Source organism: Nocardioides sp., from assembly GCF_036274455.1.
In the GTDB taxonomy this organism is placed as follows: domain Bacteria; phylum Actinomycetota; class Actinomycetes; order Propionibacteriales; family Nocardioidaceae; genus Nocardioides.
The window spans coordinates 22,183-45,524 of the sequence record NZ_DASUFR010000175.1 but is presented as its reverse complement, the minus strand read 5'-3'; the positions used below and the strand labels follow the sequence as shown (position 1 = coordinate 45,524).

Genomic DNA, 23,342 nt, shown 5'->3' with positions numbered 1-23,342 from the left:
CCGAGCCTCGAAGCCGGGCGACCCGACGCTGGAACCCCCCCGGGTGCCTACCCTGCGGAGGTCTCGACAAGCTCGACCAGCGGTGCGCCGGCAGGTGCCTGCCACGGTGGCTGAGGTGCGAGGCGCCCCAGCGCCGAGCCTCGAAGCCGGGCGACCCGACGCTGGGACTCCCCCGGGTGCCTACCCTGCGGAGTCTCGACAAGCTCGACCAGCGGTACGCCAGCAGTGCCTGCCCTCTGCCACCGTCACCTGCGGCAGGCGGCGACGGCAAGGGCGTCGACGAAGTCGTTCATCTGGTCGCCCGAGTGGCCCTTGACCCACCGGAAAGCCACGTCACCGCGCTCGGCGACCAGGGTGACGAGCGGCTCCCACAGGTCGCGGTTGGCCACCGGCGTACGCGCGGAGGTGACCCAGCCGCGGGACTGCCAGCCCTCATGCCAGCGGTCGCGGAAGCAGTTGACGACGTAGGTCGAGTCCGAAACCACCAGCAGCGGCCCGGACAGCGAGCGCACCGCCTCGAGTGCCGCCCGGATCTCCATCCGCTGGTTGGTGGAGGCCGCCTCGTGGCCGGACGCGTGGTCGGTGGTCGACAGCGCCCACGCCCAGCCGCCCGGCCCCGGGTTCCCCGAGCAGGCGCCGTCGGTGTAGACCCACCGGGCGCCCTCGGGGACGGCCATGTCGGCGGGGCGGGGACGGCGGCTGCGGGCGCGGGTCACGGGCGCACGGTACGACGAGGGCGAGTGCGCACCGGACATCGCCTCGCTCCGGCCCCCCGCGAGCCACTAGCGTCCGACCGTGCACGTGCTGCCCCGCTGGCTCGCAGCGGCAGTCGGGGTTCTCACCCTCCTTCTCGGGGCGGTCCTCATCTTCCGGCCCTTCGCGTCCCTGGCCGTGCTCCTGTTGCTCGTCGTGGTCGCCCTGGTCGTGATGGCCGCGGGGGAGCTCACCGACGCCCCGCAGGCCGCGAACCGGACCGTCGCCCGGCTCAAGGCCCTCGGCTGGCTGGCGCTGGCCGTCGTGGTGGCCGGGTGGCCCGGGCTGGGCATCCGCGGCATCGCGGTCCTCCTCGGCGTCGCCCTGATCGTCGACGGAGCGCTCGACGTGATCGGTGCCGTCCGAGGAAGCACAACCGAGCGGCTCGCCGCGGTCCTCCACGGCGTCGCCGCCGTCCTCCTCGGCATCCTCGCCCTCGCATGGCCGGACGTCACGGTGATCGTCATCGGGGTCATCTTCGGAGCCCGGCTGATCTGGTTCGGCGTCACCACGATCTGGGCCGCGGTCCGGCCACGAAGTTCTGAAGCCACGCCGGACACCGTGGCCGAGCCGGCCGGGCCGGGTGCCATCGCCCGGTCGTGGCACGTCTTGCGCGCTGCCGCCGGGCTGGCACTGACCCTCCTGCTGGTGGTGGTCAGCCTCAAGCTGCACGCCGGCAACCCGGTCCCAGACGCGTTCTACACCGCTCCCGACCACGTGCCCTCCGAGCCCGGCCAGCTGCTCCGCACCGAACCGTTCGACCGGGCCGTGCCCGACACCGCGCAGGCGTGGCGGATCCTCTACACCACCACCCGCGACGAGGGCGAACCCGCCGTCGCGTCCGCTCTCGTGGTCGCCCCCAAGGAGCTGCCGGACGGTCCCCGGCCGGTCATCGCGTGGGCCCACGGCACCACAGGAGCGGCCGAGGGCTGTGCGCCTTCGCTGCTCGACGACCCCTTCACGGCCGGCGCCACCCCGGCCCTGCCCCAGGTCATCGACAACGGCTGGGTGATGGTCGCCACCGACTACGTCGGCCTCGGCACCGAGGGCCCGCACCCCTACCTCATCGGGCAGGGCGAGGGCCGCTCCGTTCTGGATGCCGTGCGGGCGGCCCACCAGCTCGACGACCTCGACCTCGACGACCGCACCGTCGTGTGGGGGCACTCCCAGGGTGGCCACGCGGCCCTGTGGACCGGCCAGCTCGCCGACAGCTACGCCCCCGACGACACCGTCATCGGGGTCGCCGCGCTCGCCCCCGCCGGCAACCTCACCGGCCTCATCGCCAACCTCGACGAGGTCACCGGTGGAAGCCTGTTCGCCTCCTTCGTCCTGGACGCCTACAGCGCGACCTATGACGACGTGGACTTCGACCACTACGTCCGCCCCGCGGCGCGGATCCCCGTCCGCGAGATGGCGGCGCGGTGCCTCGCCGAGCCCGAGGTCTTCGTCTCGGTGATCACCTCGCTCCTTTTCGACAAGTCGATCCTCTCCAGGCCCGCGAGCGAAGGCGCACTGGGGAAGCGGCTCGCCGAGAACGTGCCACTGGACCCCATCTCCGCACCGGTGTTCATCGCGCAGGGCGAGGCGGACGGGCTCATCCTCCCCAGCGCGCAGCGGGCCTACGTCCGGCAACGGTGCGGGCTCGGCGGCACCGTCGAGTACAGGACCTACCCCGGCGTCGACCACGTCGGGGTCGTCGGCAACGACTCCCCACTGATCCCGGACCTGCTCGCATGGACCCAGGACCGGCTCGACGGGAGACCGGCCACGTCCACCTGCTGACCGGTCAGGCAAGCGTCGTGGTCAGCCCGTACGCCGCCGCCGCGCCAGCACCGGGCGCAGGACCACGGCGAGCAGGAGGATGCCGCCGCCCACGAGCCCCCACCACACCGCGTCGTGCCGGGTCGACGCGAGCACGTCCTTGGGCTCCTCGGGCAGGCGCAGCACCTGTGGCTGGTGCTCGACGCCGCCCGCGCCGGGGTCGTCTCCGCTGGTCTCCATCGGTCGGGTCAGCGCGTCCAACGCCTGCACCTCGCCCGCCCCGGTCAGCGTGGTCGGGATGTCCGGCCGGCCGTTCGCGGTCATCAGCAGCCGCTGCACCGAGGTCGCGACCGGCTCGTCGTAGGCCGACTGGAGCAGCGCCAGGACCCCGGACACCTCCGCGGCGGCGTACGACGTGGCCGGGTCGGTGAGCACGCACGACTCCCCCCGCAGCGAGTAGGACACCGCCCCGGCGGTGGGCGCGGCCACGTCGGTCGTCGAGTTCTCCATCACCCAGTGCTCCGGATCGGGGTTGCTGGAGCCGGCCGGGGTCACGCTCACGCCCAGGACGTTGTCGTAGTCCGCCGGATGGATGTAGGGCGCGGCGTCCTCCCCCGGCTGCGGGGTCTCGAACGAGCTCGGCAGGTCGCCGGGACCCTCCTGGGAGCGGTTGCCCGTGGGCGCCACCACCACCGCGCCCAGGTCCCAGAGCTGGGCGATCTTCGCCCGGATCTCGGGGTCGTCGGGGATCGCGAGCGACATGTTCACGATCCGGATCCCGAGCGTGGGCACGGCGGCGATCACGGCGTCGAGTCCCCGACGCAGGTTGTCGACCGTCATCGGCGACTCGGTGCTGTCCGGGGCGGTCGAGGCGCCCGCGTCGTCGTAGACCTGGACGTCGAAGATCTTCGCCCACGGTGCGATGCCGACCGGCCCGCCGCCGTCGGGCCGCACGTGACCCGCGATCACTCCCGCGACCGCGGTGCCGTGGTAGTCCGTGGGCTCCGGGACCTTGTTGCCCGCGTCCACCGGTTGCCCGGCGATCGCGATCGGTGCGCTCGACGCGACCCCGGAGTCGATCACCGCCACCGTGACGCCCTGGCCGGGCTTGATGTGCTCCTGCCGGAGCCGTACCCACGCGTCGTCGACGCCCATCTCCTGCAGCGGGAGGCTCGGCTGGTCGGTCGAGTAGAGGGTGGCGTCCTCGCGGGTGATCACCTGGCAGTCCTGCGTCTGGCCGTCGGCGGCCGTGGCCGCGGCCGTCGGACAGACCAGCAGGGCCGGCACCAGCGCCGCGAGGCAGGCGAGCGGCAGCCTCACTGTGCAAGCGCCTGGCAGGCGGGGCCCGTCTCCGGCCGCCCGGGCTGGTCGGACGGCGGGCAGAGCGCGGCACCGGTCGACAGCGGGACGCCCTGGTCGAACAGGCTGACCCACTCGTCGGGCACGACCGGGGCCTGGTCGGGGTCGTAGCCGAGCTTCTCGAGCGTCGCCGGCCCTCCGACCAGCGGGTAGGCCTTCCCCAGCGGGTCGACCACGAGGACCGAGTCGCTCGACGTCGAGTCCCAGGTGCCGTCCGCGACGAACGCACCGTGGCCGCGGTCGAAGCTCACCCGCCGGTCGTCCGCGGCGATCGGGTCCTTCGAGCCCGCCTCGGGCGAGACCGCGGGACCCTCCGGGTGCCCGGCCAGCCAGACCCGCGGGGCCCGCCCGTTGTCGACGTCGAGCTCCGCGCACGGCGCGGAGTTGAGCGGCTTCAGCGAGGTCTCCGGCCAGTGTGAGCTGAGGAACGTCGAGTCGGCGTACGTCGTGGGAGCGGGCCCCTCGACCTGGCTGGGACCGGAGAGGTTCTGCAGGACCGCGAGCGCGAACGGGTCCAGCGGCTGGTAGCCGTGGTCGACCACCATCGCGCCCCGGCCGTCGCCGAGCACGAGGTAGTCGCCGACCCTGGCCCCGGGCACCGGTGAGTCGGCGGCGGGCTCACCGAAGTGCGGGACGTCGAACCCGGTCGCGCCGATCTCACCGCCCTCGGGGAACAGCGCGAGCCAGGCGGGGGGCACGTCGATCGCCGAGGCCCTCTGGCCGAGGTCGTAGTCGACCAGCAGCTGGTCGCCCTCGTCGTCCGAGATCGGGTAGCGGTAGGTGCGCCGGTCGTTGCCCTCTCGGGCGCTCGAGGTCGCGATGAGCCAGTCCTGGTCGGCGCTGCGCACGACGATCGCGCCGCTGGTCGTGCGGGTGACCAACGGGTCGTCGGAGACGTCCATCGCGATGCCGACCCCGTCGTCGGTGCACGCCGTCCAGCCCGTCTCGATGAACCGGTCCGGGCGGGGCAGCGTCTGCGGCGCCCCCAGGATCCCGATGGGGGTGCCGGGGGTCTGCTCGTCGACGACGTCCTGGTCGACCGAGGTCGCCTTCACGTCGGCGCCCAGGATCAGCTGGGCCGAGGTGATGTTGATGACCGGGATCAGCGTGGGCGGGTCCGACACGTCGAGGATGACGTAGGTCGCCGGCTGGTCGCCCGAGGTGACCACCAGGCCGACCTGGTTCCAGTCCTCCGGGGTGCGCGAGGCCAGCACCGAGGCGATCGCGGCACCGGCGATCAGGAGCACCGCTAGCGCGAGGCCACCGACGATCGTGCGGCCGGGCCGGGACGGTTCCACCTCGCGGCCGCCGGGCGCGCCGGAGAGGAACGCCGTGACGAGCCGGCGCCGGGAGAACGAGTAGGCCTCGACGAGGTCCTTCTTGGTAGCCATCTGCTGCCGCCCCTCAACCGCGGATGGCGGAGTAGATGCCGGTGGCGAGGACCACCAGCGGCAACAGCGCGAGGAGGCAGACGGTTTCGGCCAGATCTCCCAGGCGGCCGCGGCGCAGTGAGGGAGTGCCCGGCACCAGCGTGAGGGCGAGGAGCACCGCGCCGGTCGCGGCCAACGTCACCGCCACGGTCGGCCGCCAGTCGGGGTGCATCCAGAGCAGCGACACCGCCACCGAGGCGAGGCCGAGGATGCCGGAGCCGAGCCCGACCAGGACCTCCTGGCCGGTGCGATATTGGCGGGTCCGCAACATCACGACCAGGCAGGAGACGACCGCGAGGAGGGTGCCGGACAGCCCGAGACTGACCGCGAGCGGTGCCACCAGCACGAGCAGCAGCCCGACGGTCGCCGAGATCGCGACCAGGATCTGGTGGGCGATCCGGGCATCCGCGCCCACGCGGGCCGGGTCGATCTCGCCGGGGTCGGAGGTGATGTCGGCGGGCGCGAACAGCTGGTCGACCCTGGTGCCCGTCACTCCGAGGGCCAGCCACGGGAACACCGAGCCGGCCAGCACCACCAGGGCGAGGGCTGTGGTCAGCACCACGGCCGGGTCGAACGAGCCCGCCCTGGTCAGCAGCCCGGTGGCCAGGAAGATCGCGCCCACGACCACCGGGGGGAGCGCGAGCGTCCGGCCCTCGCCCAGGCCCACCACACACACCAGGCCGGCCAGGAACGCTCCGCCACCCGCGCACGCGACCGGGTAGCCGAAGAAGGCGCTGTCCTGGCGAAGCACCAGCATCAGCCCGGCCAGCGCGGCGTAGACCGCGCCCATCCACGCCACAGCCACGGCGGCCTCGGGCTCGTGCTGCACCCGGGACAGGACGATGGAGCCGGCCACCAGCGCCACGGCCACGACGCCGGCGGCGACGCCGGCCAGGAGCGAGGAGTACTGGATCAGGAGCGCCACCGCGCCGAGCGCCATCAGCAGCCCGGCCGCCGCGAGGGCGGTACGCCGCCCAGAGGCCGGAGACCACGGCCGCAGGTCGCGCTCGACCACGTCTGTCATGGCCTCGACGACGTCGTCGTAGACGCGCGGCGCGGCCTCGTCGACGCCCGCGGAGACCGCGAGCAGCCCGCCGTCCTCGACGCCCTGGGTGATCAGCCCTGTCTCGGGTGCGAGCTCACGGCCCTCGGCCGTGACGATCCGGTAGCCGCCGTAGGCGGTGGATGCGTCGAGCAGCCCCACGCTGCGGGCGAGCTCGGGGACGAGCTCGGCCACCGGCACCGAGCCGGGGAGGACCAGGTCGACCCGCCGGGTGCCGGAGGAGACGGTGACGCGCACGAGTCCGGACGTGCTGACCGGTGCCTGACTCATGTCACCTCCCGAGCGGTCGACGGTTGGGATGGTACGTAACTGCCCGCCGAGACGCGCACGGAGGACCGGCGCCCGGGGCGCCGGTCCTCCTCTGTGACGTCGCGTTCAGCCGGTCAGTGTCCGATCTGGAACTGGTTGGCGCCACGCACGTCGGCCGCGTGGTAGTCCTGGTTGGACTGGCCGACCGTGGTGCTGGTGTCGTTGAGCAGCTGCATCATCTCCGCGATCGCGGTGTCCCACTTGGTCTTGGCCTGGTTGTAGGCCATCTGGGCGTTACCGGACCAGTCGCTCTGCAGCGGGGCGAGGTCCCGCTCGAGGTCGTTCATCCGGTTGTCGATGTCCTTGACCATCTTGTAGAGGTGCTGCCCGACCTCATCGAGGCCACCGTGGTTGACGACGAGGCCGTCGAAGCCCGATCCAGTCATGTCCTTGGTCTCCTTCGCTGCTTCGTGCTCGTCAGTTGCGGATGCCGTCGAGGCGGCTGTGGTTGCGGGCCATGTTGTCCGACTGCGCCTGGTCGGTGCTGATGTTGTCGCGCTCGGTGTTGGTGAGCGCCTGCTCGAACTCGTTGAGCGCCGAGACGATCCGGTTCTGCTTCTCGGTCCACGCCTGGTGGAGGCCGAAGAAGGCCTTGCCGCCCTGGCCCTGCCACTTCGCCTGGTAGCCGAGGATGGTGTCGGAGAGCGTGGCGGAGAGCTTGTCGAAGTCTCCCTTGGCGGTGTTGACCATGCCCGCCGCCCGCGACAGAGTCCGGTCGCCTGCCTTCATCTCTGGCGTCGCCATGTCGCCTCATCCCTTCCTGTGAGCGGCATGTCGCAGCCACCCGAGTTGTGATTGCCTGGTGTGGATCCCTGTGGATCCCCTGGGGCTCGGATCGTGGTGTGACCCGGACAACCCCCGTTCTCCCCCAGCCCGCAGGCGCTAAACCCGGAACTTGATTTCCCACAGGGCCCGGAACAGACCGGACGCCACGACCAGCGAGGCGACCGCGCCGGCGCCGGCCAGCCCCTCGGCCACCTCGGCCCGGCGCGACCACCACGCCGACCGCCAGCCGCGGCCGGTCGCGACCGCCACGACGACGAGAACGACGGCCAGCAGCACCCCGGCGATGCCCACGGCGACGCCCTGCGGGGCGTCGGCCAGACGCAGCAGGACGACGGCCAGCGCGGCCCAGCAGGTGAGCCCGGCGCCGCGGAGCATGGTGCGGGCGGCCGGGTGCCGGTAGCTGCGGGCCGCCAGCAGCAGCGCCGCCCCGCACAGCGCCGTCATCACCCGGGCACCGATGCGGTCCACCGGCAGGGTCGCCGTGCCGAGCAGTGTCGGCGCGGAGACGGCGACGACCACCCAGATCCCGGCCGCGGACGCGGTCACGATCCGGGAGCCGCGGCTCGCCACGTGGGCGACCGCGGCGGGCGGCACCACCGTCCGGCCCCGCCGGCCGCGCGGCCGGTCGCGGGCCGACCAGGCCGTGACGGCCAGCCGCTCGATGTCGATGAGGTACTGGTCGGGCACGTCGACGGCGAGCGCCGGCACGAACCGCGCGGCCAGGGTGGCGATGAGGAGCAGCACGCTCCAGACGACCCGCTGGTCGGCGTGCACCAACGCGGCCGCACCGGTGACGAGGAACAGGCCGACGCCGACCACGATCCACACCCGCAGCGCCTCGTCGCCCTGGACGTCGAGGGCGCGGGCGACCCCGGCCGCGACCGCGGCCACGAGGGCGGTCACCCCGACGACGGTCGGCAGCCGCTCGGGCTCGGGCGCCCACACGACGGCGAAGGCGGCGGCAGCCGCGAACGCCGGCGCGGCCACCATCCGGTGCGCGCTCAGCCGGCCGAGCGGCATGACGCCGAGCAGCGCGGAGAACGCCAGCAGCGCCACCGTGACCTCTCCCTGCTCGGTGTCGAGCCCGCCGGCGCGGGAGCCGAACCAGCCGGCCAGGGCCGCGACCGCGACCGCCACGGTGAACCAGGTCGCCGAGAACGCTCCGGGCGGGGCCGCCTCCGGCTCCTCCGGGACGTGGTCGCCCGAGCGCCGGCGTACGGCGCCACCGGCGGCCAGCACGTCCCCGCTGCGCACGCCGAGCTCGGCCAGCGACGAGTCGGCCACCAGCACCTGTCCCAGCCGGCTGTGCAGCGTGGGTGCGAACTTGAGCCCCGCCCTGGCGGCGTACTCGCGGGCGACGTCGTCGACCGACGCCTCGGGCGGGACGACGAGGTCGAGCGCGCCGGACGGGCCGTGCACGGTCAGCGCGATCGTGCTGTGCGCCAGCCGCCGCCCGCCCACAGTGCCTGCCACCGGTCACCACCGCCTTCGCCGTCCCGAGCCGGACCCATCGGCAGACTAGATGACTGATTCCCCCGATGAGGGCACGCCTATCATCGGACGGATGCTTGCTCGGGCAAGAGGAGTGCTGTGACGACGACGGACAGACCCGCCCTGCCGCCGCGCGCGGCGACCGGGCCGGGCGGACTCACCCCGGCGCTCTCGGTCACCGGCTCGTTCAGCCAGACCTCCGGCCCGACGCCCAGCACGCTGCGCGGCGGCCGCGTCGACGAGCCCGAGATGCCGCACGGCCAGCTCCAGCTCCAGCCGCCGCCCCAGATCGAGCAGGCCGAGGGCGCCAGCGGCGTGCTGATGAACGCCATCCCGATGCTCGGCTCCCTGGGCTCGATCGTGCTGGTGGCGACGATGAGCGGCGCGGCCGCCGGTGGCCGCCAGTACATCGCGGCGGGGATGTTCCTCTTCGCCACGCTGGGCTTCGTCGTGGTGCAGATCGACCGGCAGCGCAAGCAGCGCATCCAGCAGGTGACCGGCACCCGCTCGGAGTACCTCCGCTACCTCGGCAACGTCCGCCAGCTCGCGCGCGAGGCCGCCGACCAGCAACGGCGCGCGCTCAGCTGGCACCACCCCGACCCGTCCGCGCTGCCCGCGATCGCCGAGGACCGCACCCGGGTGTGGGAGCACGGGAGCGGCGACCAGCAGTTCCTGCACGTCCGCTACGGCGTGTGCCACCAGCCGCTCTCGCTCGAGCTGGTGCCCCCGGAGAGCGCCCCCATCGACCAGGTGGACCCCGCCGCCGCCTCGGCGCTGCACCGGCTGCTGGTCGTCCACCGGCTGCAGCCCGACCTGCCCGCCTCGGTCGACCTGCGCGCCTTCGACCGGATCGAGGTCTGCGGGCCCGAGGAGCCGGCCCGCTCCCTGGCCCGGGCCATGATCTGCTCGGCCACCGCGTTCCACTCGCCGGAGCACCTCGTGGTCGCCGTGCTCAGCACCGAGCAGAACCTCACCCACTGGGACTGGGTGAAGTGGCTCCCGCACGGCCAGAGCGCCCAGCAGTCCGACGCGGTCGGGCCGCGCCGCATGGTGTCGACCTCGCTGGACGAGCTGGCCGCGATGCTGCCGGCCGACCTCAGCGAGCGGCCGCGGTTCGGCGCCGAGGAGCGGCCGGCGACACCGCACATCCTGTTCGTCATCGACGGCGCCGAGCTGCCGCCGGGCAACCACGTGATCCCACCGGACGGCGTGCACGGCGTCACCGTGCTCGACCTGCCCGACCGCTGGGACGAGATCGAGGACGCGACCCGGCTGCGGCTGCAGTTCGAGACCGACGAGCCCGTCGAGGGCGGCCGCTACCCGGTGCAGGCGCTGCGGCTGCGCGACGAGGTGATCCGGGCCAAGGTCGATCAGTGCCCGCTGGCCACCGCCGAGGCGTTCGCCCGCCGGCTGACGCCGCTGCACACGGTGAGTGGTGTGGTCGAGAGCAGCAGCGCGGAGTCGAGCGGCGACGCCGACTTCATGGAGCTGCTGGCGCTGGGCGACGTATACCGCTTCGACCCCGACCAGGCGTGGCAGCACCGGCCGGCCCGCGACCGGCTGAGGGTGCCGATCGGCGTCGGCGACGGCGGATCGGTCATGCACCTCGACATCAAGGAGTCCGCCCAGCAGGGCATGGGCCCGCACGGCCTGGTGATCGGCGCGACCGGCTCCGGCAAGTCGGAGTTCCTCCGCACACTCGTGCTGGGGCTGGCCATGACGCACTCCCCCGAGCACCTCAACATGGTGCTGGTCGACTTCAAGGGCGGCGCGACGTTCGCGGGCATGTCCGAGCTGCCGCACGTCTCGGCGGTGATCACCAACCTGGCCCAGGAGCTCACCCTCGTCGACCGCATGCAGGACGCGCTGTCCGGCGAGATGGTGCGCCGGCAGGAGCTGCTACGCGAGGCCGGCAACTTCGCCTCGATCCGCGACTACGAGAAGGCTCGCGCCACCGGTGAGCCCCTGCAGCCGCTGCCGTCGCTGTTCATCGTGGTCGACGAGTTCTCCGAGATGCTGGCGGCCAAGCCCGAGTTCATCGACCTCTTCGTGGCGATCGGCCGGCTCGGCCGCTCGCTCGGGCTGCACCTGCTGCTGGCCTCGCAGCGGCTCGAGGAGGGGCGGCTGCGCGGCCTGGAGTCGCACCTCTCCTACCGGGTCGGGCTGCGGACGTTCTCGGCGCAGGAGTCCCGGGCGGTGCTGGGCGTCCCCGATGCCTACGAGCTGCCGCCGATCCCCGGGCTCGCCTACCTCAAGCCGGACCCGGCGATGATGCAGCGGTTCAAGGCGGCGTACGTCTCCGGGCCGCCGTCGGGCCGGGTGCACGTACGCCGCGACGAGGGCGGCAAGCTGCAGGGCATCCTGCCGTTCACGATCTCGGAGGTGCAGAAGCTCGACGTGCCGCTGTCCGAGCCGGAGCCGGAGCCCACGCCGGTCGAGACCGGCGACCAGCAGTCCCTCCTGGACATCGCGGTCGGGCACATGGTCGGCCACGGCCCCGAGGCACATCAGGTCTGGCTGCCGCCGCTCGACGTGCCCGACACGCTCGACGAGCTGATGCCGGACCTGGCCGTCGACCCCCAGCTCGGCCTGGTGTCGAAGGAGTGGCGGGCGCTGGGCGGCCTGGTCGTGCCCCTCGGCACGGTCGACCGGCCGCGCGAGCAGCGCCGCGACACCCTCTCGGTCGACCTGTCCGGCGGGGCCGGCCACATCGCGGTGGTCGGCGGCCCGCGCAGCGGCAAGAGCACGACCCTGCGCTCGGTCGTCGCGGGTATGGCGCTGACGACCACACCCCAGGAGTCGCAGTTCTTCGTGCTCGACTTCGGTGGCGGCACCTTCGCCGGGATGACCGGGCTCCCGCACGTGTCCGGCATCGGCACCCGGTCCGAGCCCGACGTGGTGAGCCGGATCGTCGCCGAGGTGACCGGGATCGTGGACCGGCGCGAGAGGTACTTCCGGGCCAACGGCATCGACTCCATCGAGACCTACCGGGCGCGGCGCGCACAGGGGCGGGCCGACGACGGCTACGGCGACGTGTTCCTGGTCGTCGACGGCTGGAGCACGCTGCGTGCGGACTTCGACGACCTGGAGATGGAGATCCAGCAGCTCTCCACCCGCGGCCTGACCTTCGGCCTGCACGTCGTGGCGGCCACCAGCCGGTGGGCCGACTTCCGCGCGGCGATGCGGGACATGTTCGGCAGCCGGCTCGAGCTGCGGCTCGGCGACCCTCTCGACTCCGAGATCGACCGGCGGATCGCCGCGCTCGTCCCCCAGAACCGCCCGGGCCGCGGCCTGGTGGCGAGCAAGCTGCACTTCCTCACCGCGCTGCCCCGCATCGACGGCGACGCCCGGCCGGAGACCCTCGGCGACGGGGTGGACGACCTGGTCAAGCGGGTCGCCGCGGCCTGGGCCGGACCGCCCGGCCCGAAGCTCCGGCTGCTGCCGGAGCGGATCTCGCTCGACGACGTGCGCGCCCAGGCCGGCGTACCCGCCATGCTGCAGGACGCCGACAAGGGTGCCCACCCGCTCCTGGTCGGGATCAACGAGAAGGAGCTGGCCCCGGTCGTGCTCGACCCGGGGACCGAGCCGCACCTGCTGATCCTTGGCGACGGGCGGTCCGGCAAGAGCTCGATCCTGCGCGGCCTCGCCCGCGAGATCATGCGGACCCGCACCCCGCAGCAGGCGCAGCTGGTGGTGGTCGACTACCGCCGGGCGCTGCTCGGCGAGGTGCCGGACGACTATCTCCTCAACTACCTCACCTCCGCGAGCCAGGCCCAGCCGGCACTGCGCGACCTGGCGACCTACCTCGAGAACCGCATCCCCGGCCCCGACGTCACCCCCGAGCAGCTGCGCAACCGCTCGTGGTGGACCGGCGCGGAGGTGTTCGTGCTCGTCGACGACTACGACCTGGTCGCCACCCAGCAGAGCTCGCCGGTCGCGGCGCTGCAGCCGCTGCTGCCCCAGGCCCGCGACGTTGGGCTGCACGTCACCGTCGCGCGCCGCTCCGGCGGCGCCTCGCGGGCGCTCTACGAGCCGGTGATCCAGTCGCTGCGCGACCTGGCCATGCCCGGCCTGATGCTCTCCGGCAGCCCCGACGAGGGCCCGCTGCTCGGCAACCTGCGCGCCGCTCCCGCTCCACCCGGCCGCGGCCGCCTGATCACCCGCGACCGCGGTGTGGAGGTCGTCCAGATGGCATGGACCGAGCCGTCGCTCTGACGTCCGCTTGTGGTTTCCCGGCTGACGTCCCGGGGCCGTCGAGTGACCCATGTGGCAGGTACGTAAGCGTTTCCATCCTGCGGATTGGGTCACTCGACGCACTCGGCGCAGCCGGGACTGGCAAGCGGAGCTACCCCCCGGGTCCGGTGAGCTTGAAGCCGGGCAGGTCGGAGAGGTTGTACGTCGCCTCGAAGGTGCGCCGGTAGCCGGTGTGCGCGACCCGCCAGCCGTCCGGCGTACGCACGTAGCGGTCGGTGTAGAAGGCGCCGCCCTCGAGCATGAACGAGACGGCTTCGACGATCACGCGGTCGTAGAGGTACCAGCGGCCGGTGGCGGTGTCACCGGCCACCTCGATCTCGGGGTGGTGGGCCTGGTGCAGCGTGACGAGCCCCTCGCCCAGGTTCTCGCGCATGTAGGCGACGAGCGCGGCGCGGTCGTCGAAGACCAGGCCGTTGTAGTCGGCGGTGGCCTCGGGCACGAAGCACTGCTCGAAGCCGTCCCAGTCCTTGGAGTCGAGGGTGCGCAGGTAGCGGTACTTCAGCTCGCAGATCGCGCGGACGTCGCGCTCCTCACACACCAGGGCAGCGAGGCCGGCCAGGTCGTCGCTCACGGACGCAACGTAGTCCAACCCTCTGTGGGCCGTCCGGGAGCATGTAACTCGCAGGCAATGCTGCGTCAACCTTCCGGCGATCTTCGTGGGCCACGCTGAGTTCGTCCCGTCCGCGGCCGGCCCAGCTCGGGTTCGTCCGGCCAGAACCACAGGAGACCGCAGTGGATCCCGAGCCGACCGACCGTGACCGCACCCTCGACGCCGAGCTCGAGCGCATCCGCGCGCAGCGCGCGGAGACGAGGAACCGGCACAGCCGGGAGCTCACCAGGCTGCTCTCCCGGCGCCAGGACCTCAAGGGCGTGCACGCACTGGCCGACCTGGTGAACGACTCGCTGCGCTGGTCGGCCTGAGCCCGGACAGCCAGCGCAGGCAGGCGAGCGCTGCGACGGCATAGAGGACGGACGTGGCCAGCCCGGCTGCGTGCAGCCCGGCCAGGAACCGGCCGGGGTCGGTCGGCGAGCCGGCCAGGGCGCCGTACGCCGCGATGCCGAGCGCTCCGCCCGCCTGCCGGGCGGTGTTGTTGACGCCCGAGGCGAGCCCGGACCGGTCCGGTGGCGCGGCCGCGACCGCGGCGGTCACCACCGCCGGCGTGAGCGTGCCCAGGCCGCATCCCCAGACCACCAGCGCGGGCAGGAGCGCGAAGAAGGGCGTCCCGGAGTCCCAGGTCGCGAGCAGCCCGACACCTGTCGCGGCCACGACCAGGCCGGTCGCCGCGACGGGAGCGGGTCCACGGCGGGCCACCCACCGGCCGGCGAGCGGCGGCACGACGGCAAGCGGCAGCGTGACCGGCACCATCGCCAGCCCGGCCTCGGCGGCGGATCGGTGCTGCACCTCCTGGAGGTAGAGCGAGGTGAGGAAGAGCAGCGCGACCGAGCCGAAGTTCATGGCACCGGCGACCGCGTTCGCGGTGGTGAAGGCCGGCCGGCGGAACAGCGCCAGCGCCCTCCGCGGTCCCGGCTCCGCTGGTCCGGAGTGCGGGCCGCGGGGTGCGATGCGGGCGACCACCAGCCCGGCGGCGACCACCACCGGCCCGTTGAGCAGGAACACCGAGCGCCAGCCGAACGCCTCCACGAGCAGTCCTCCGACCAGCGGGCCGGCCGGGAGTGCCACCGAGCCGACCGCTGCCCACACCGCGATCGCCCGGGCCCGCTCGGCCGGGTCCGGATGCGTGTCGGCGATGGTCGCGAGCGTGCCCGGGAGGAGCACCGCCGCGCCCACGCCCTGCACCACCCGCGCCACCACCAGCGCAGCGACGCTGGGTGCCAGCCCGCAGCCCAGCGACCCGAGGCCGACCACGGCGAGGCCGGCCAGCACCACCGGCCGGTGGCCGACCCGGTCGCCGTACGCACCCGCCGGCAGCAGCAGCGAGGCGAGGGCGACGGTGTAGCCCACCACGACCGCCTGCTGACCGGTCACGGAGGCGCCGAGGCCGCGCGTGATCGACGGCAGCGCGACGTTCACGACCGTGACGTCGAGGAGCACCAGGAAGTAGCCGATGCACATGACGAGGAGGAGCAGGCGGCGAGAGGTCATCTCCTCCACGGTCCCCCGCTGACGCTTCCACCGGCGCGGAAGCGTGCCCGAGCGACACTGGAGCCATGGTCACCACCGAGCCGTACGCCGAGGTCGGCGGCGACGTCGACATCTCCTCCGTGGCGTCGCTGTTCGCCGACCGCACCCGAGCGTCGATCCTCAGCGCCCTGGCCGACGGTCGCGCGCTGGCCGCCAGCGTCCTCGCGGACGAGGCCGGGGTGAGCGCGCCGGCAGCGAGCGCGCAGCTCGGCAAGCTCACCAGGGCGGGGCTGATCGACGTCGAGGTGTCAGGACGGCACCGCTACTACAGCCTGGCCTCGGACCACGTGGCGACGGTGATCGAGGCGCTGTCCGCGCTCGCGCCGCGGCGGCCGGTCCGCTCGCTGCGCGAGGGCACCCGCGCCGCGGCCCTGCGCCGGGCCCGGACCTGCTATGACCACCTGGCCGGCCGCTACGGCTGCGCGGTGACGCAGGGGCTGGTCGACCGGGGTGTGCTGGTCGCCGGTGACGGCATCGCGGACACCCGGCGGCGTGAGAGCGACCCGCTGTCCGCACAGCTGCACGAGCACCCCTACGAGCTCGGCCCCGACGCCGGGCCGGTGCTCGAGGAGCTGGGGGTCGACATCGACGCCGTACGCCGTGGCGCGGGCCAGCGACCGCTGCTGCGGTTCTGCCTGGACTGGAGTGAGCAGCGCCACCACCTCGCCGGCCGGTTGGGCTCGGCGGTGCTCGACGCTTCCCTGGCCCAGGGGTGGGTGGTCCGCCGGCCCGGCCACCGCGCGGTCACCGTCACCGATGCCGGCGAGGCGGCCCTGTCCCGCCTCCGCGCCTCATCCTGACGACCGGCTGCCCACTTGGGTGTTTCCAGCGGAGCGAGCGCGCCCCGCGATCACGAGGGTAGAAAGTCAGCGCCGCCGACCGGTCCCGAACATCCCCCGCGCGATCTCGGCGGCCGCGGTGCGCATGAACTGCCGGAAGGCACCCGACTTCACCACCTGGGTGACGACGCCCTCCTCCTCCTTCTTGGAGCGGCGCGAGGACGAGCCGGTGCCCGACTTCTGGGCCTTCGCGTCGGCCTTGGCCTTCTCCTCGGCGGCCTTGTCCGCGGCCGCCTGCTTGGCGCCGGCCTCGAGCTTGGTCGCCAGCATCTCGCGCGCCGACTCTCGGTCGACGACGGTGGCGTACTTGGCGTAGCGCGGGCTGGCCGCGACCGTGGCCTGCATCGCCGCGGGGTCGGTCGGCGCCATCAGCGACTCCGGAGCGCGGAGCCGGGTCCAGGCCACCGGGGTCGGTGCGCCGCGCTCGTTCATCACGGTGACCACCGCCTCGCCGATGCCCAGGCCGGTGATCACCTCGCCGAGGTCGGCGTAGGCCGACGTCGGGTAGGTGTTCACGGTCGCCTTGAGCGCCTTGGCGTCGTTGGGTGTGTGCGCCCGCAGCTGGTGCTGGACCCGCGAGCCGAGCTGGGCGAGCACGGCGTCGGGTACGTCGGTCGGGCTCTGGGTCACGAAGAAGACGCCGATGCCCTTGGAGCGGATCAGCCGCACGGTCTGGGCGATCTGGTCGAGGAACGCCTTCGACGCGTCGTTGAAGAGCAGGTGCGCCTCGTCGAAGAAGAAGACCAGCTTCGGCTTGTCCGTGTCGCCGACCTCGGGCAGGTCGTGGAACAGGTCCGCGAGCAGCCACATCAGGAAGGTCGAGAAGACCGCCGGCCGGTCCTGGAGGTTGGGCAGCTCGACGAGCGAGATCAGCCCGCGGCCGTCGGTGGCCTGCTGCAGGAAGTCGCTCGCCTCGAACTCCGGCTCGCCGAAGAACGCGTCCGCGCCCTGGTCGGAGAAGGAGATGAGCTCGCGGAGGATCACCCCCGCGGTGGCTGACGAGAGGCCGCCGAGGTTCTTCAGGTCGGCCTTGCCCTCGTCGCTGGTGAGGTATTTGACCACCTCCCTCAGGTCGGCCAGGTCGAGCAGGGGCAGCCCGGCCTGGTCGGCGTAGTGGAAGACGAGCCCCAGGCTGGACTCCTGGGTCTCGTTGAGGCCGAGCACCTTGCTGAGCAGGGTCGGCCCGAACGCCGTCATGGTGACCCGCAGCGGGATCCCGGTGCCCTGGCCGCCGAGGGCGTAGTACTCGACCGGGAAGCCGGTCGCCTTCCAGTCCTGGCCGACCGAGGCCGACCGCTCGGTGAGCTTGTCGCTGGGCACCCCGGGGGTGGCCAGGCCGGAGAGGTCGCCCTTGATGTCGGCGGCGAAGACCGGCACGCCGGCCGCGCTGAGCTGCTCGGCCATCAGCTGGAGGGTCTTGGTCTTGCCGGTGCCGGTCGCCCCGGCCACCAGGCCGTGTCGGTTGAGCATCCCGAGGGGGATCCGGATGTGGGTGCCGGTCAGCGTGGTCGCGTCGATCATCAGCCCGCCGAGCTCGAGGGCCGGCCCCTCGAACTGGTAGCCGGTCGCCACCGCCTGGACGATCGGGTTGTCGGCGTGTGGCCCCGGGCCCGGTGTCTGCGTCACGTTCCGACCCTAATGTCCAGCCACCGACGCGACTCGGCCCCCTCGAGGCGAGGGGGCCGAGCGCGTAGGGGAGACGGGGCTCTACATCAGCAAGACGGCGAGGATCGTCGCCAGCACCAAGCCGGACACGACGGGGATGAAGCACCGTCTGGCCAGCTCGATGACCGGGACCCGGGCGAACCCGGCCACCGCGATCAGCGACGACCACGCGACCAGGGTTCCGCCGCCGGACCAGATGTTGCCCATCTGGCCGATCGCGGCCAGCGTCTCGGAGTCGACACCGGTCACCGGGCCGAGCGTGCCGGCCAGGGAGCCGGTGAGCGGCAGCCCCGAGAAGCCCGAGCCCTCGAGTCCGGCGACCATCCCGATCACCAGGATGCCGAACGCCGTGAGGAATCCGTTGTCGGGGATGTGCTCCTGGCCGTGCAGCACCAGGTCGAACAGGAACGCCGGCCCGGCCGGGGTGCCGTCGGCGTTCGCGGGAACACCCAGGATCCGGCCCGCGAAGTCGCCGTTGCCGATGAAGAAGAAGCCGGCGATCGGCAGCACCACGCCCATCGCCTTGAAGGCGAAGACGAGACCGTCGACCACGTGCTCGGCCGAGCGCTCCAGGAAGGTGTGCCGACTTTCGGTGAACGCGGCCAGGAAGATCATGATCGCTGCCATGCCGCCGACCAGGGCCGCTGCGTCACCACCCTTGAGTCCGGAGTCGGTGCCCTTGCTGCTGAGGCTGTAGATCAGGTAGGCGATCAGCGCCAGGTACGCCGCGGGAACAGCGATCGCAAACGCGGTCGAGGCCCACGCCGGCGCCTGGTTCGCGGGGGTGCCAGCGGCACCCTCCGGACGACCTCGGAGGCTGGGCCGGTTCCCGTTCGCAGACGAGCCGCCGTCGTCGCCCGAGCCCGTGCCCTCGGCGACCGCGACCGCGGTGGTCGACGTGTGCGGTTCGGCGCCTTCGTCCCATTCGCCGCCGCCTGCGACCAGGTGGGCACCTCGCTCACGGATCGCGGGGCCGTGGCCGATCGTGGGGGCGTCCTCGATCTCGGTCAGCTCGAGGACTCGGGCTTCGACGTCGCCGGACTCCCACTCGTCGAGCCACTCCTGCGAAGGCCGACGCATCCGGCGCAGCTCGAGGACGTAGCCGATGACGAGGGCGGTGACGCCGACGATCAACGAGAGGACCATGCCGCGGTTAGCCACGGAGTTGGCGTCGACTCCTGCGGCGGTGGCGGAGAGGCCGGGCGCCACCCGGATCACGTAGTCGCTGGAGAGGGCCATCCCCTGGCCGGCCACCGCGACGGTGAAGGCAACAGCCATCGGCCGCAACCCTGCCGCGATGGCTACCGGGATGAGCACCGCGCCGATGAGCGGGACCGCCGGGGTGGGCCAGAAGAACAGCGAGATCAGGTAGGTGACGACGGCCAGCGTCCAGAACGCCAGATGGCCGTTGCGCATCACGGACCGGAACGGCGCCACCATCTTCGTATCGGCGCCCAGGGCTTGGAGCGCACCCAGCATTCCGGTGACCAGCGCGATGATCAGGAAGATGCTGAACAGCTCCTGCCCGGCCACCAAGCTGGCGTTGAACACCGCGGCGATGCCGCCGGACAGGGTCTTGGAGAAGACCAGTGCGGTCAGGAAGGTGAAGAAGACGGCCGGGACCACGATGTTCTTGCGCGCGAGCATCGTGCCGAGAATGACCAGGACGCCGACGAGATAGACCCAATGGGCCGCGGTCAAGTCATGCATGTGTGTGCGCCTCCTGCGGGCTGTGGATGCCGGTAGGTTGCTCGTCCGCCTCGGCCTGCTGCTACGTCGACGTTGCCCAACCCCGACGGGTCTTTCTGTGCATCCTGCCTGTGCCCCCGGCCCCTCGCGCGCGCGATGATGGTGGTCCGACGACCGCCCCTTCGCCCCCGAGCCGATGGAGGTTCCTTGGCGCCCGCCGCCGGCAGCACCCCACGTGCCGCGGCTCGCTACACGCTGCTGTCGGTGACGGTACTCGGCACCATGTGCAACAACGTCGTCAACGTCCCTTTGCGCTCGATCGCCGACGACTTCGGCGAGCCGCTGTCCGCGACGGTGCTGTGCGTCAGCGCGTTCGTCCTCGCGCTCGCCATCGCGATGCCCGTGACCGGGTGGCTGGGTGACCGGATCGGTCAGAAGCAGACCCTCGTCCTCTCGCTGGTGCTGATGCTCGTCGCCCAGGCCCTCGCCGCCCTGTCCCCGAACCTGCCCGTCCTGGTGGCCCTGCGCGGCGTCCAGGGGCTCGCCTGCTCGGCCATCCCACCGATGGTGATGGGGCTGCTCGGCGCCTACTACCCGCTGCGCCGGCTGGAGGTGATGGGCGCGTGGGCCGCCGCCAACGGGGTGGGCCAGGCGATCGGGCCACCGGTGGGCGGGCTGGTGAGCGACGCCTTCGGCTGGCGCGCGATCTTCGTGCTGATCGCCGGGTGCTGCGTGGTCGTGCTCACCGCGACCTGGCTGCTGGTCCCGAGCGTCCCCCACCGGCGCAGCCCGCTCGACGTGCGCGGCGCGGTGCTGCTCACCGCGGGCGTCGGGCTGGTGCTGGTCTCGGTGACGACGATCAGCCAGCGGGCCTCGACCCAGGCGGCCGTCGCCGGGATCGCATCAGGTGCCGTGCTCCTCCTCGGCTACGGCGCGGTCTCCCGCGGCCGCGAGAGCGCGATGATCCCGCTCCCCGTCCTGCTCGAGAGCCGGTTCCTGCGCAGCGCCGCGGCGGCGTTCGGCCAGATGTTCTGCCTGGGCGCGGCGCTGGTCGCGCTGCCCCTGTTCTTCACCGGCCCCCTACAGATGTCCGTCGCGGTCGCGGGGCTGCTCTTCTTCGCGCTGCCCGCCGTGATGGCCGTGGCCGCGCCGGTCGTCAGCCGGGTCAGCCAGGTCCACGGTCCCCGGAAGGTGCTGCGGACGGGCCTGGTCGTGCTCGTGGCCGGCAACGCCGTGACCGGCGTCCTCGCGGCCGGGGGGACCGACACGCCGACGACCGTGGCGCTCACGGCGATGCTGTTCGTGCTGGGCGCCGGCATGGCGTGCGTGCAGACGCCGGCGGCCGCCGGCGCGAGCAGCTCCCCGGCCGGGGCGTACGGCGCCGCACTCGGACTGTTCAGCATGGTGCGGTTCTCCGGGTCCGGCATGGCGGCGGCCTGGGTGGCGCTGGTCTACCCGTCCGGCCACATGCTGCTGCTGTTCGGTGGCTGCGCCGTGCTGGCGGCGCTCGCGTTCGCCGCCAGCTTCCTGGGTCCGGAGCCCCAGCCGATGGTGACCTCGGAGCTCACCCGGACTTCAGGTCTTGGTTGACCCGCCGGGCGGTCTCGTCGAGGTCGGTGAGCCGGATCGCCAGCCAGAGCGCGAACTGGTTGTCGGGGGCGCGGACGTCGCGCTGCAGCAGCCGTGAGATCCGGTCGAGCTTGTAGAGCATGGTGTTGCGGTGCACGCTGAGCCGGCGCGCGGCCTCGTTGAGGTTCCCACCGGACTCGACGTAGACGCGGGCCACCTCCACCAGGCTGCCGTCCCGCTCGGAGCGCAGCGGGTCGAGCAGCTCCGCGGAGAACTCCCTCCCGTCCTGGTGCTGCGCCAGCTCCAGCAGCACCGAGTCCACACGCAGGTCCGCGAAGCCGCACACGCCCCCGACGTTGAGCCGCTGCCGCAGGTCGAGCGCCACCCGGGCCTCCCGGTAGCTCTCGCTGATGGCCTCCGCCCCGGAGACCGGGCGACCGTAGGCGACCAGGACGTCGCGCTGGGTGCGCTCGGCGAGCCGGCGGTCGAGGGCCGTGGCGAAGTCGCGCAGCTCGTCCATGGCCGGGTCGGGCTGCCCGCGCCGGCTCGGGCAGACCTGTCGGACGACCGCGATGACGTCGCCGACCACGGCAGCGAGGGTCTGCTGGCCGGGGCTCTCGAGCAGGCGGGTCGCCTCCCGGGCCATCTCCGCCAGCCGGGTCGGGGAGTCACGGTGGGCGATCAGTCCGCCGCTGTGCGCCACCACGACGCCGTAGCGTGCGTCGACGTCGAAGTCGTAGTGGAGGGCCCGCGCCATCAGGTCGGCGCGGTTGGAGAAGCGGGCGTGCAGCAAGGCGTGCAGGAAGTTCCCGCGAGCCCGCTCCTCGGCGCGCTCGAGGCCACGCACCCGGAGCAGCTCGGTGCCCACGATGGTGACTGCCTGCTCGACCGCCACCCGATGCTCGGCGATGTCGTGGTCGGTGACCGCCGCCGAGTCGTCGAGCAGCATCACCCAGCCGTCGCGCTGCTCGACCAGCTCGATGGCACCGGCCACGCAGGTGACGGGCCGATCGCGCACGACGAGGTCGAGGTCGACCACGTGGTGGTGGGTACCGCGCGGCGGCGCCAGGGCGGCGAGCCGCTCCGCGGCGTCCTTGACCGCGCTGGTGACCGCGTGCGGGTCGAGGTGCGCCGGTCCCGGGTCGAAGGCGAGCAGGTGCAGGTTCGTGCCGAGCACCGCCACGCTGCACTCGCTCAGCCACGCCAGCCGGCTGCACAGGGCGGTCAGCCCCGCCCCGCGGTGGAGCAGCCCCGCGAGGGTCGAGTGGACGCGCTGGCCGTACTGCAGCACGTGGGTCTCGTGCGCCAGGCTCAAGGTGGCGACCAGCTCGACCAGCGCCCGCCGGCTGACCGACATGGGCACGTGCACCACGACCGGCGCGGCGTCGAGGTGCGGGATCGCGGGGATCCGCGTCTTGGCCTCGCCGCGGACGAAGATCGCGGCACACCCCGACCGGAGCAGCGTGGGCCACCGGTGCGCGTCGAGCTCGGTCTCGTCCGCGAGCGCGACGGTGGTGGTGAGGTCTCCGTCCTCCCGGAGCACGTCGAGGAGGGTGTGGCACCAGTGCACCGGGCGGTCGAGCCGGTCGTCGCCGGCAACCACGGTCGCGCCACGCAGCAGCCGCTCCTGGAGGAGACGGGCCAGGGTGGGCTCGGCCGGACGCGCGACCGAGACCGGCGCGGCGGTCACCTGTGCACCTTATCCGAACCAGCGCGCCGGAGGTGAGCATGCTGCCCGTACCGTCCGCCTGGACGGCCGGACAGAATGAGCCGCGTGCACCAGGTCTTCCGGATCACCCTCGACGACGCTCTGCCCGTGCTCGCCGCCGCCCGCGCCAAGGCCGAGGAGCTCGGCGTGAAGCAGACCCTGTGCGTGGTGGACGACGGTGGCAACGTGGTCGCGCTGCACCGACTCCCCGGCGCCCGGCTCACCGGCGTGGACATCGCGATCGCCAAGGCGTTCACCGCGGCCGGGCACGAGCGGGCCACGCACCTGTTCAACGAGCCCCCCAACGGCCCTGCCCTGCCGGGCAACGAGGCGTTCGGGATCAGCCACATGCTGCCCGGGAAGTTCGCGATCTTCGTGGGCGGCTTCCCCATCGAGTACGACGGCACGATCGTCGGCGGGCTCGGGGTCTCCGGCGGCAACGGCGAGCAGGACAAGGCGGTGGGCGCGGCGGGGCTCCAGGCCTTCGCCGACCACGTGGCGGCCAACCCGCCCACCTGACCGC

The 23,342-nt window shown here is 72.9% G+C and carries 18 protein-coding genes; 6 read left to right on the top strand and 12 right to left on the bottom strand.

The features are described from left to right. Nucleotides 1–245: 245 nt before the first annotated feature. On the bottom strand, nucleotides 246–716 hold the full coding sequence (locus VFV89_RS17580; protein ID WP_329707261.1) for a ribonuclease H: 471 nt from the start codon (nucleotides 714–716) through the stop codon (nucleotides 246–248). Between the two features lie 79 nt (nucleotides 717–795). Between VFV89_RS17580 and VFV89_RS17575 the strand changes: the two genes are divergently transcribed. Further along, the gene (locus tag VFV89_RS17575; RefSeq protein WP_329707260.1) at nucleotides 796–2,535 is read left to right on the top strand and encodes a lipase family protein; all 1,740 of its coding nucleotides are present in this window, start codon (nucleotides 796–798) and stop codon (nucleotides 2,533–2,535) included. A 21-nt stretch (nucleotides 2,536–2,556) separates the two neighbouring features. On the opposite strand, the gene VFV89_RS17570 is transcribed toward VFV89_RS17575, so the two are convergent. The 6 genes from VFV89_RS17570 to VFV89_RS17545 all read right to left on the bottom strand — a co-directional run bounded on the left by VFV89_RS17570 (nucleotide 2,557) and on the right by VFV89_RS17545 (nucleotide 8,934). Further along, nucleotides 2,557–3,834 (bottom strand): S8/S53 family peptidase, encoded by a 1,278-nt coding sequence (locus VFV89_RS17570; protein WP_329707259.1) that lies wholly within the window; start codon nucleotides 3,832–3,834, stop codon nucleotides 2,557–2,559. Next, nucleotides 3,831–5,264: a type VII secretion protein EccB gene (locus VFV89_RS17565; protein ID WP_329707258.1), complete on the bottom strand. Its 1,434-nt coding sequence runs from the start codon at nucleotides 5,262–5,264 to the stop codon at nucleotides 3,831–3,833. The genes VFV89_RS17570 and VFV89_RS17565 overlap by 4 nt, the downstream gene beginning before the upstream one ends. Before the next feature lie 13 nt (nucleotides 5,265–5,277). Further along, nucleotides 5,278–6,636 (bottom strand): type VII secretion integral membrane protein EccD, encoded by a 1,359-nt coding sequence (gene eccD / locus VFV89_RS17560; RefSeq protein ID WP_329707257.1) that lies wholly within the window; start codon nucleotides 6,634–6,636, stop codon nucleotides 5,278–5,280. A 113-nt stretch (nucleotides 6,637–6,749) separates the two neighbouring features. Continuing rightward, nucleotides 6,750–7,061 carry a WXG100 family type VII secretion target gene (locus VFV89_RS17555; RefSeq protein WP_329707256.1) on the bottom strand — a complete coding sequence of 104 codons (312 nt, stop codon included), beginning with the start codon at nucleotides 7,059–7,061 and terminating at the stop codon, nucleotides 6,750–6,752. A gap of 31 nt (nucleotides 7,062–7,092) precedes the next feature. Next, complete coding sequence (locus VFV89_RS17550; RefSeq protein WP_329707255.1) at nucleotides 7,093–7,419, bottom strand: WXG100 family type VII secretion target; 327 nt, start codon at nucleotides 7,417–7,419, stop codon at nucleotides 7,093–7,095. A gap of 138 nt (nucleotides 7,420–7,557) precedes the next feature. After that, nucleotides 7,558–8,934, bottom strand: a complete 1,377-nt coding sequence (locus VFV89_RS17545; RefSeq protein WP_329707254.1) for a hypothetical protein — start codon at nucleotides 8,932–8,934, stop codon at nucleotides 7,558–7,560. A 117-nt stretch (nucleotides 8,935–9,051) separates the two neighbouring features. Between VFV89_RS17545 and eccCa the strand changes: the two genes are divergently transcribed. After that, complete coding sequence (gene eccCa / locus VFV89_RS17540) at nucleotides 9,052–13,167, top strand: type VII secretion protein EccCa (protein WP_329707253.1); 4,116 nt, start codon at nucleotides 9,052–9,054, stop codon at nucleotides 13,165–13,167. A 130-nt stretch (nucleotides 13,168–13,297) separates the two neighbouring features. Here the strand turns inward: eccCa and VFV89_RS17535 are convergent, their stop codons facing one another. Next, nucleotides 13,298–13,777, bottom strand: coding sequence for a nuclear transport factor 2 family protein (locus VFV89_RS17535; protein WP_329707252.1), 480 nt, complete (start codon nucleotides 13,775–13,777; stop codon nucleotides 13,298–13,300). Between the two features lie 161 nt (nucleotides 13,778–13,938). Here VFV89_RS17535 and VFV89_RS17530 point away from each other — a divergent pair, with 161 nt between their 5' ends. Next, on the top strand, nucleotides 13,939–14,127 hold the full coding sequence (locus VFV89_RS17530) for a hypothetical protein (RefSeq protein ID WP_329707251.1): 189 nt from the start codon (nucleotides 13,939–13,941) through the stop codon (nucleotides 14,125–14,127). Here the strand turns inward: VFV89_RS17530 and VFV89_RS17525 are convergent. Next, nucleotides 14,069–15,310 carry an MFS transporter gene (locus tag VFV89_RS17525; protein ID WP_329707250.1) on the bottom strand — a complete coding sequence of 414 codons (1,242 nt, stop codon included), beginning with the start codon at nucleotides 15,308–15,310 and terminating at the stop codon, nucleotides 14,069–14,071. The two genes, VFV89_RS17530 and VFV89_RS17525, sit on opposite strands and share 59 nt — an antisense overlap. 65 nt (nucleotides 15,311–15,375) lie before the next feature. On the opposite strand from VFV89_RS17525, the gene VFV89_RS17520 reads away from it, so the two are divergent. Further along, nucleotides 15,376–16,149, top strand: a complete 774-nt coding sequence (locus VFV89_RS17520; protein ID WP_329707249.1) for a helix-turn-helix transcriptional regulator — start codon at nucleotides 15,376–15,378, stop codon at nucleotides 16,147–16,149. 66 nt (nucleotides 16,150–16,215) lie between these two features. Here VFV89_RS17520 and VFV89_RS17515 read toward each other — a convergent pair whose 3' ends face one another. Both VFV89_RS17515 and VFV89_RS17510 read right to left on the bottom strand, forming a co-directional pair. Continuing rightward, nucleotides 16,216–17,814, bottom strand: coding sequence for a helicase HerA-like domain-containing protein (locus tag VFV89_RS17515; RefSeq protein WP_329707248.1), 1,599 nt, complete (start codon nucleotides 17,812–17,814; stop codon nucleotides 16,216–16,218). 81 nt (nucleotides 17,815–17,895) lie between these two features. Continuing rightward, nucleotides 17,896–19,563, bottom strand: a complete 1,668-nt coding sequence (locus VFV89_RS17510) for a hypothetical protein (RefSeq protein ID WP_329707247.1) — start codon at nucleotides 19,561–19,563, stop codon at nucleotides 17,896–17,898. A 186-nt stretch (nucleotides 19,564–19,749) separates the two neighbouring features. Between VFV89_RS17510 and VFV89_RS17505 the strand changes: the two genes are divergently transcribed. Beyond that, nucleotides 19,750–21,132, top strand: a complete 1,383-nt coding sequence (locus VFV89_RS17505; RefSeq protein WP_329707246.1) for an MFS transporter — start codon at nucleotides 19,750–19,752, stop codon at nucleotides 21,130–21,132. On the opposite strand, the gene VFV89_RS17500 is transcribed toward VFV89_RS17505, so the two are convergent. After that, nucleotides 21,107–22,801 carry a helix-turn-helix domain-containing protein gene (locus tag VFV89_RS17500; RefSeq protein WP_329707245.1) on the bottom strand — a complete coding sequence of 565 codons (1,695 nt, stop codon included), beginning with the start codon at nucleotides 22,799–22,801 and terminating at the stop codon, nucleotides 21,107–21,109. The two genes, VFV89_RS17505 and VFV89_RS17500, sit on opposite strands and share 26 nt — an antisense overlap. Before the next feature lie 84 nt (nucleotides 22,802–22,885). Between VFV89_RS17500 and VFV89_RS17495 the strand changes: the two genes are divergently transcribed. Then, nucleotides 22,886–23,338, top strand: a complete 453-nt coding sequence (locus tag VFV89_RS17495; protein ID WP_329707244.1) for a heme-binding protein — start codon at nucleotides 22,886–22,888, stop codon at nucleotides 23,336–23,338. Nucleotides 23,339–23,342 lie beyond the last annotated feature (4 nt).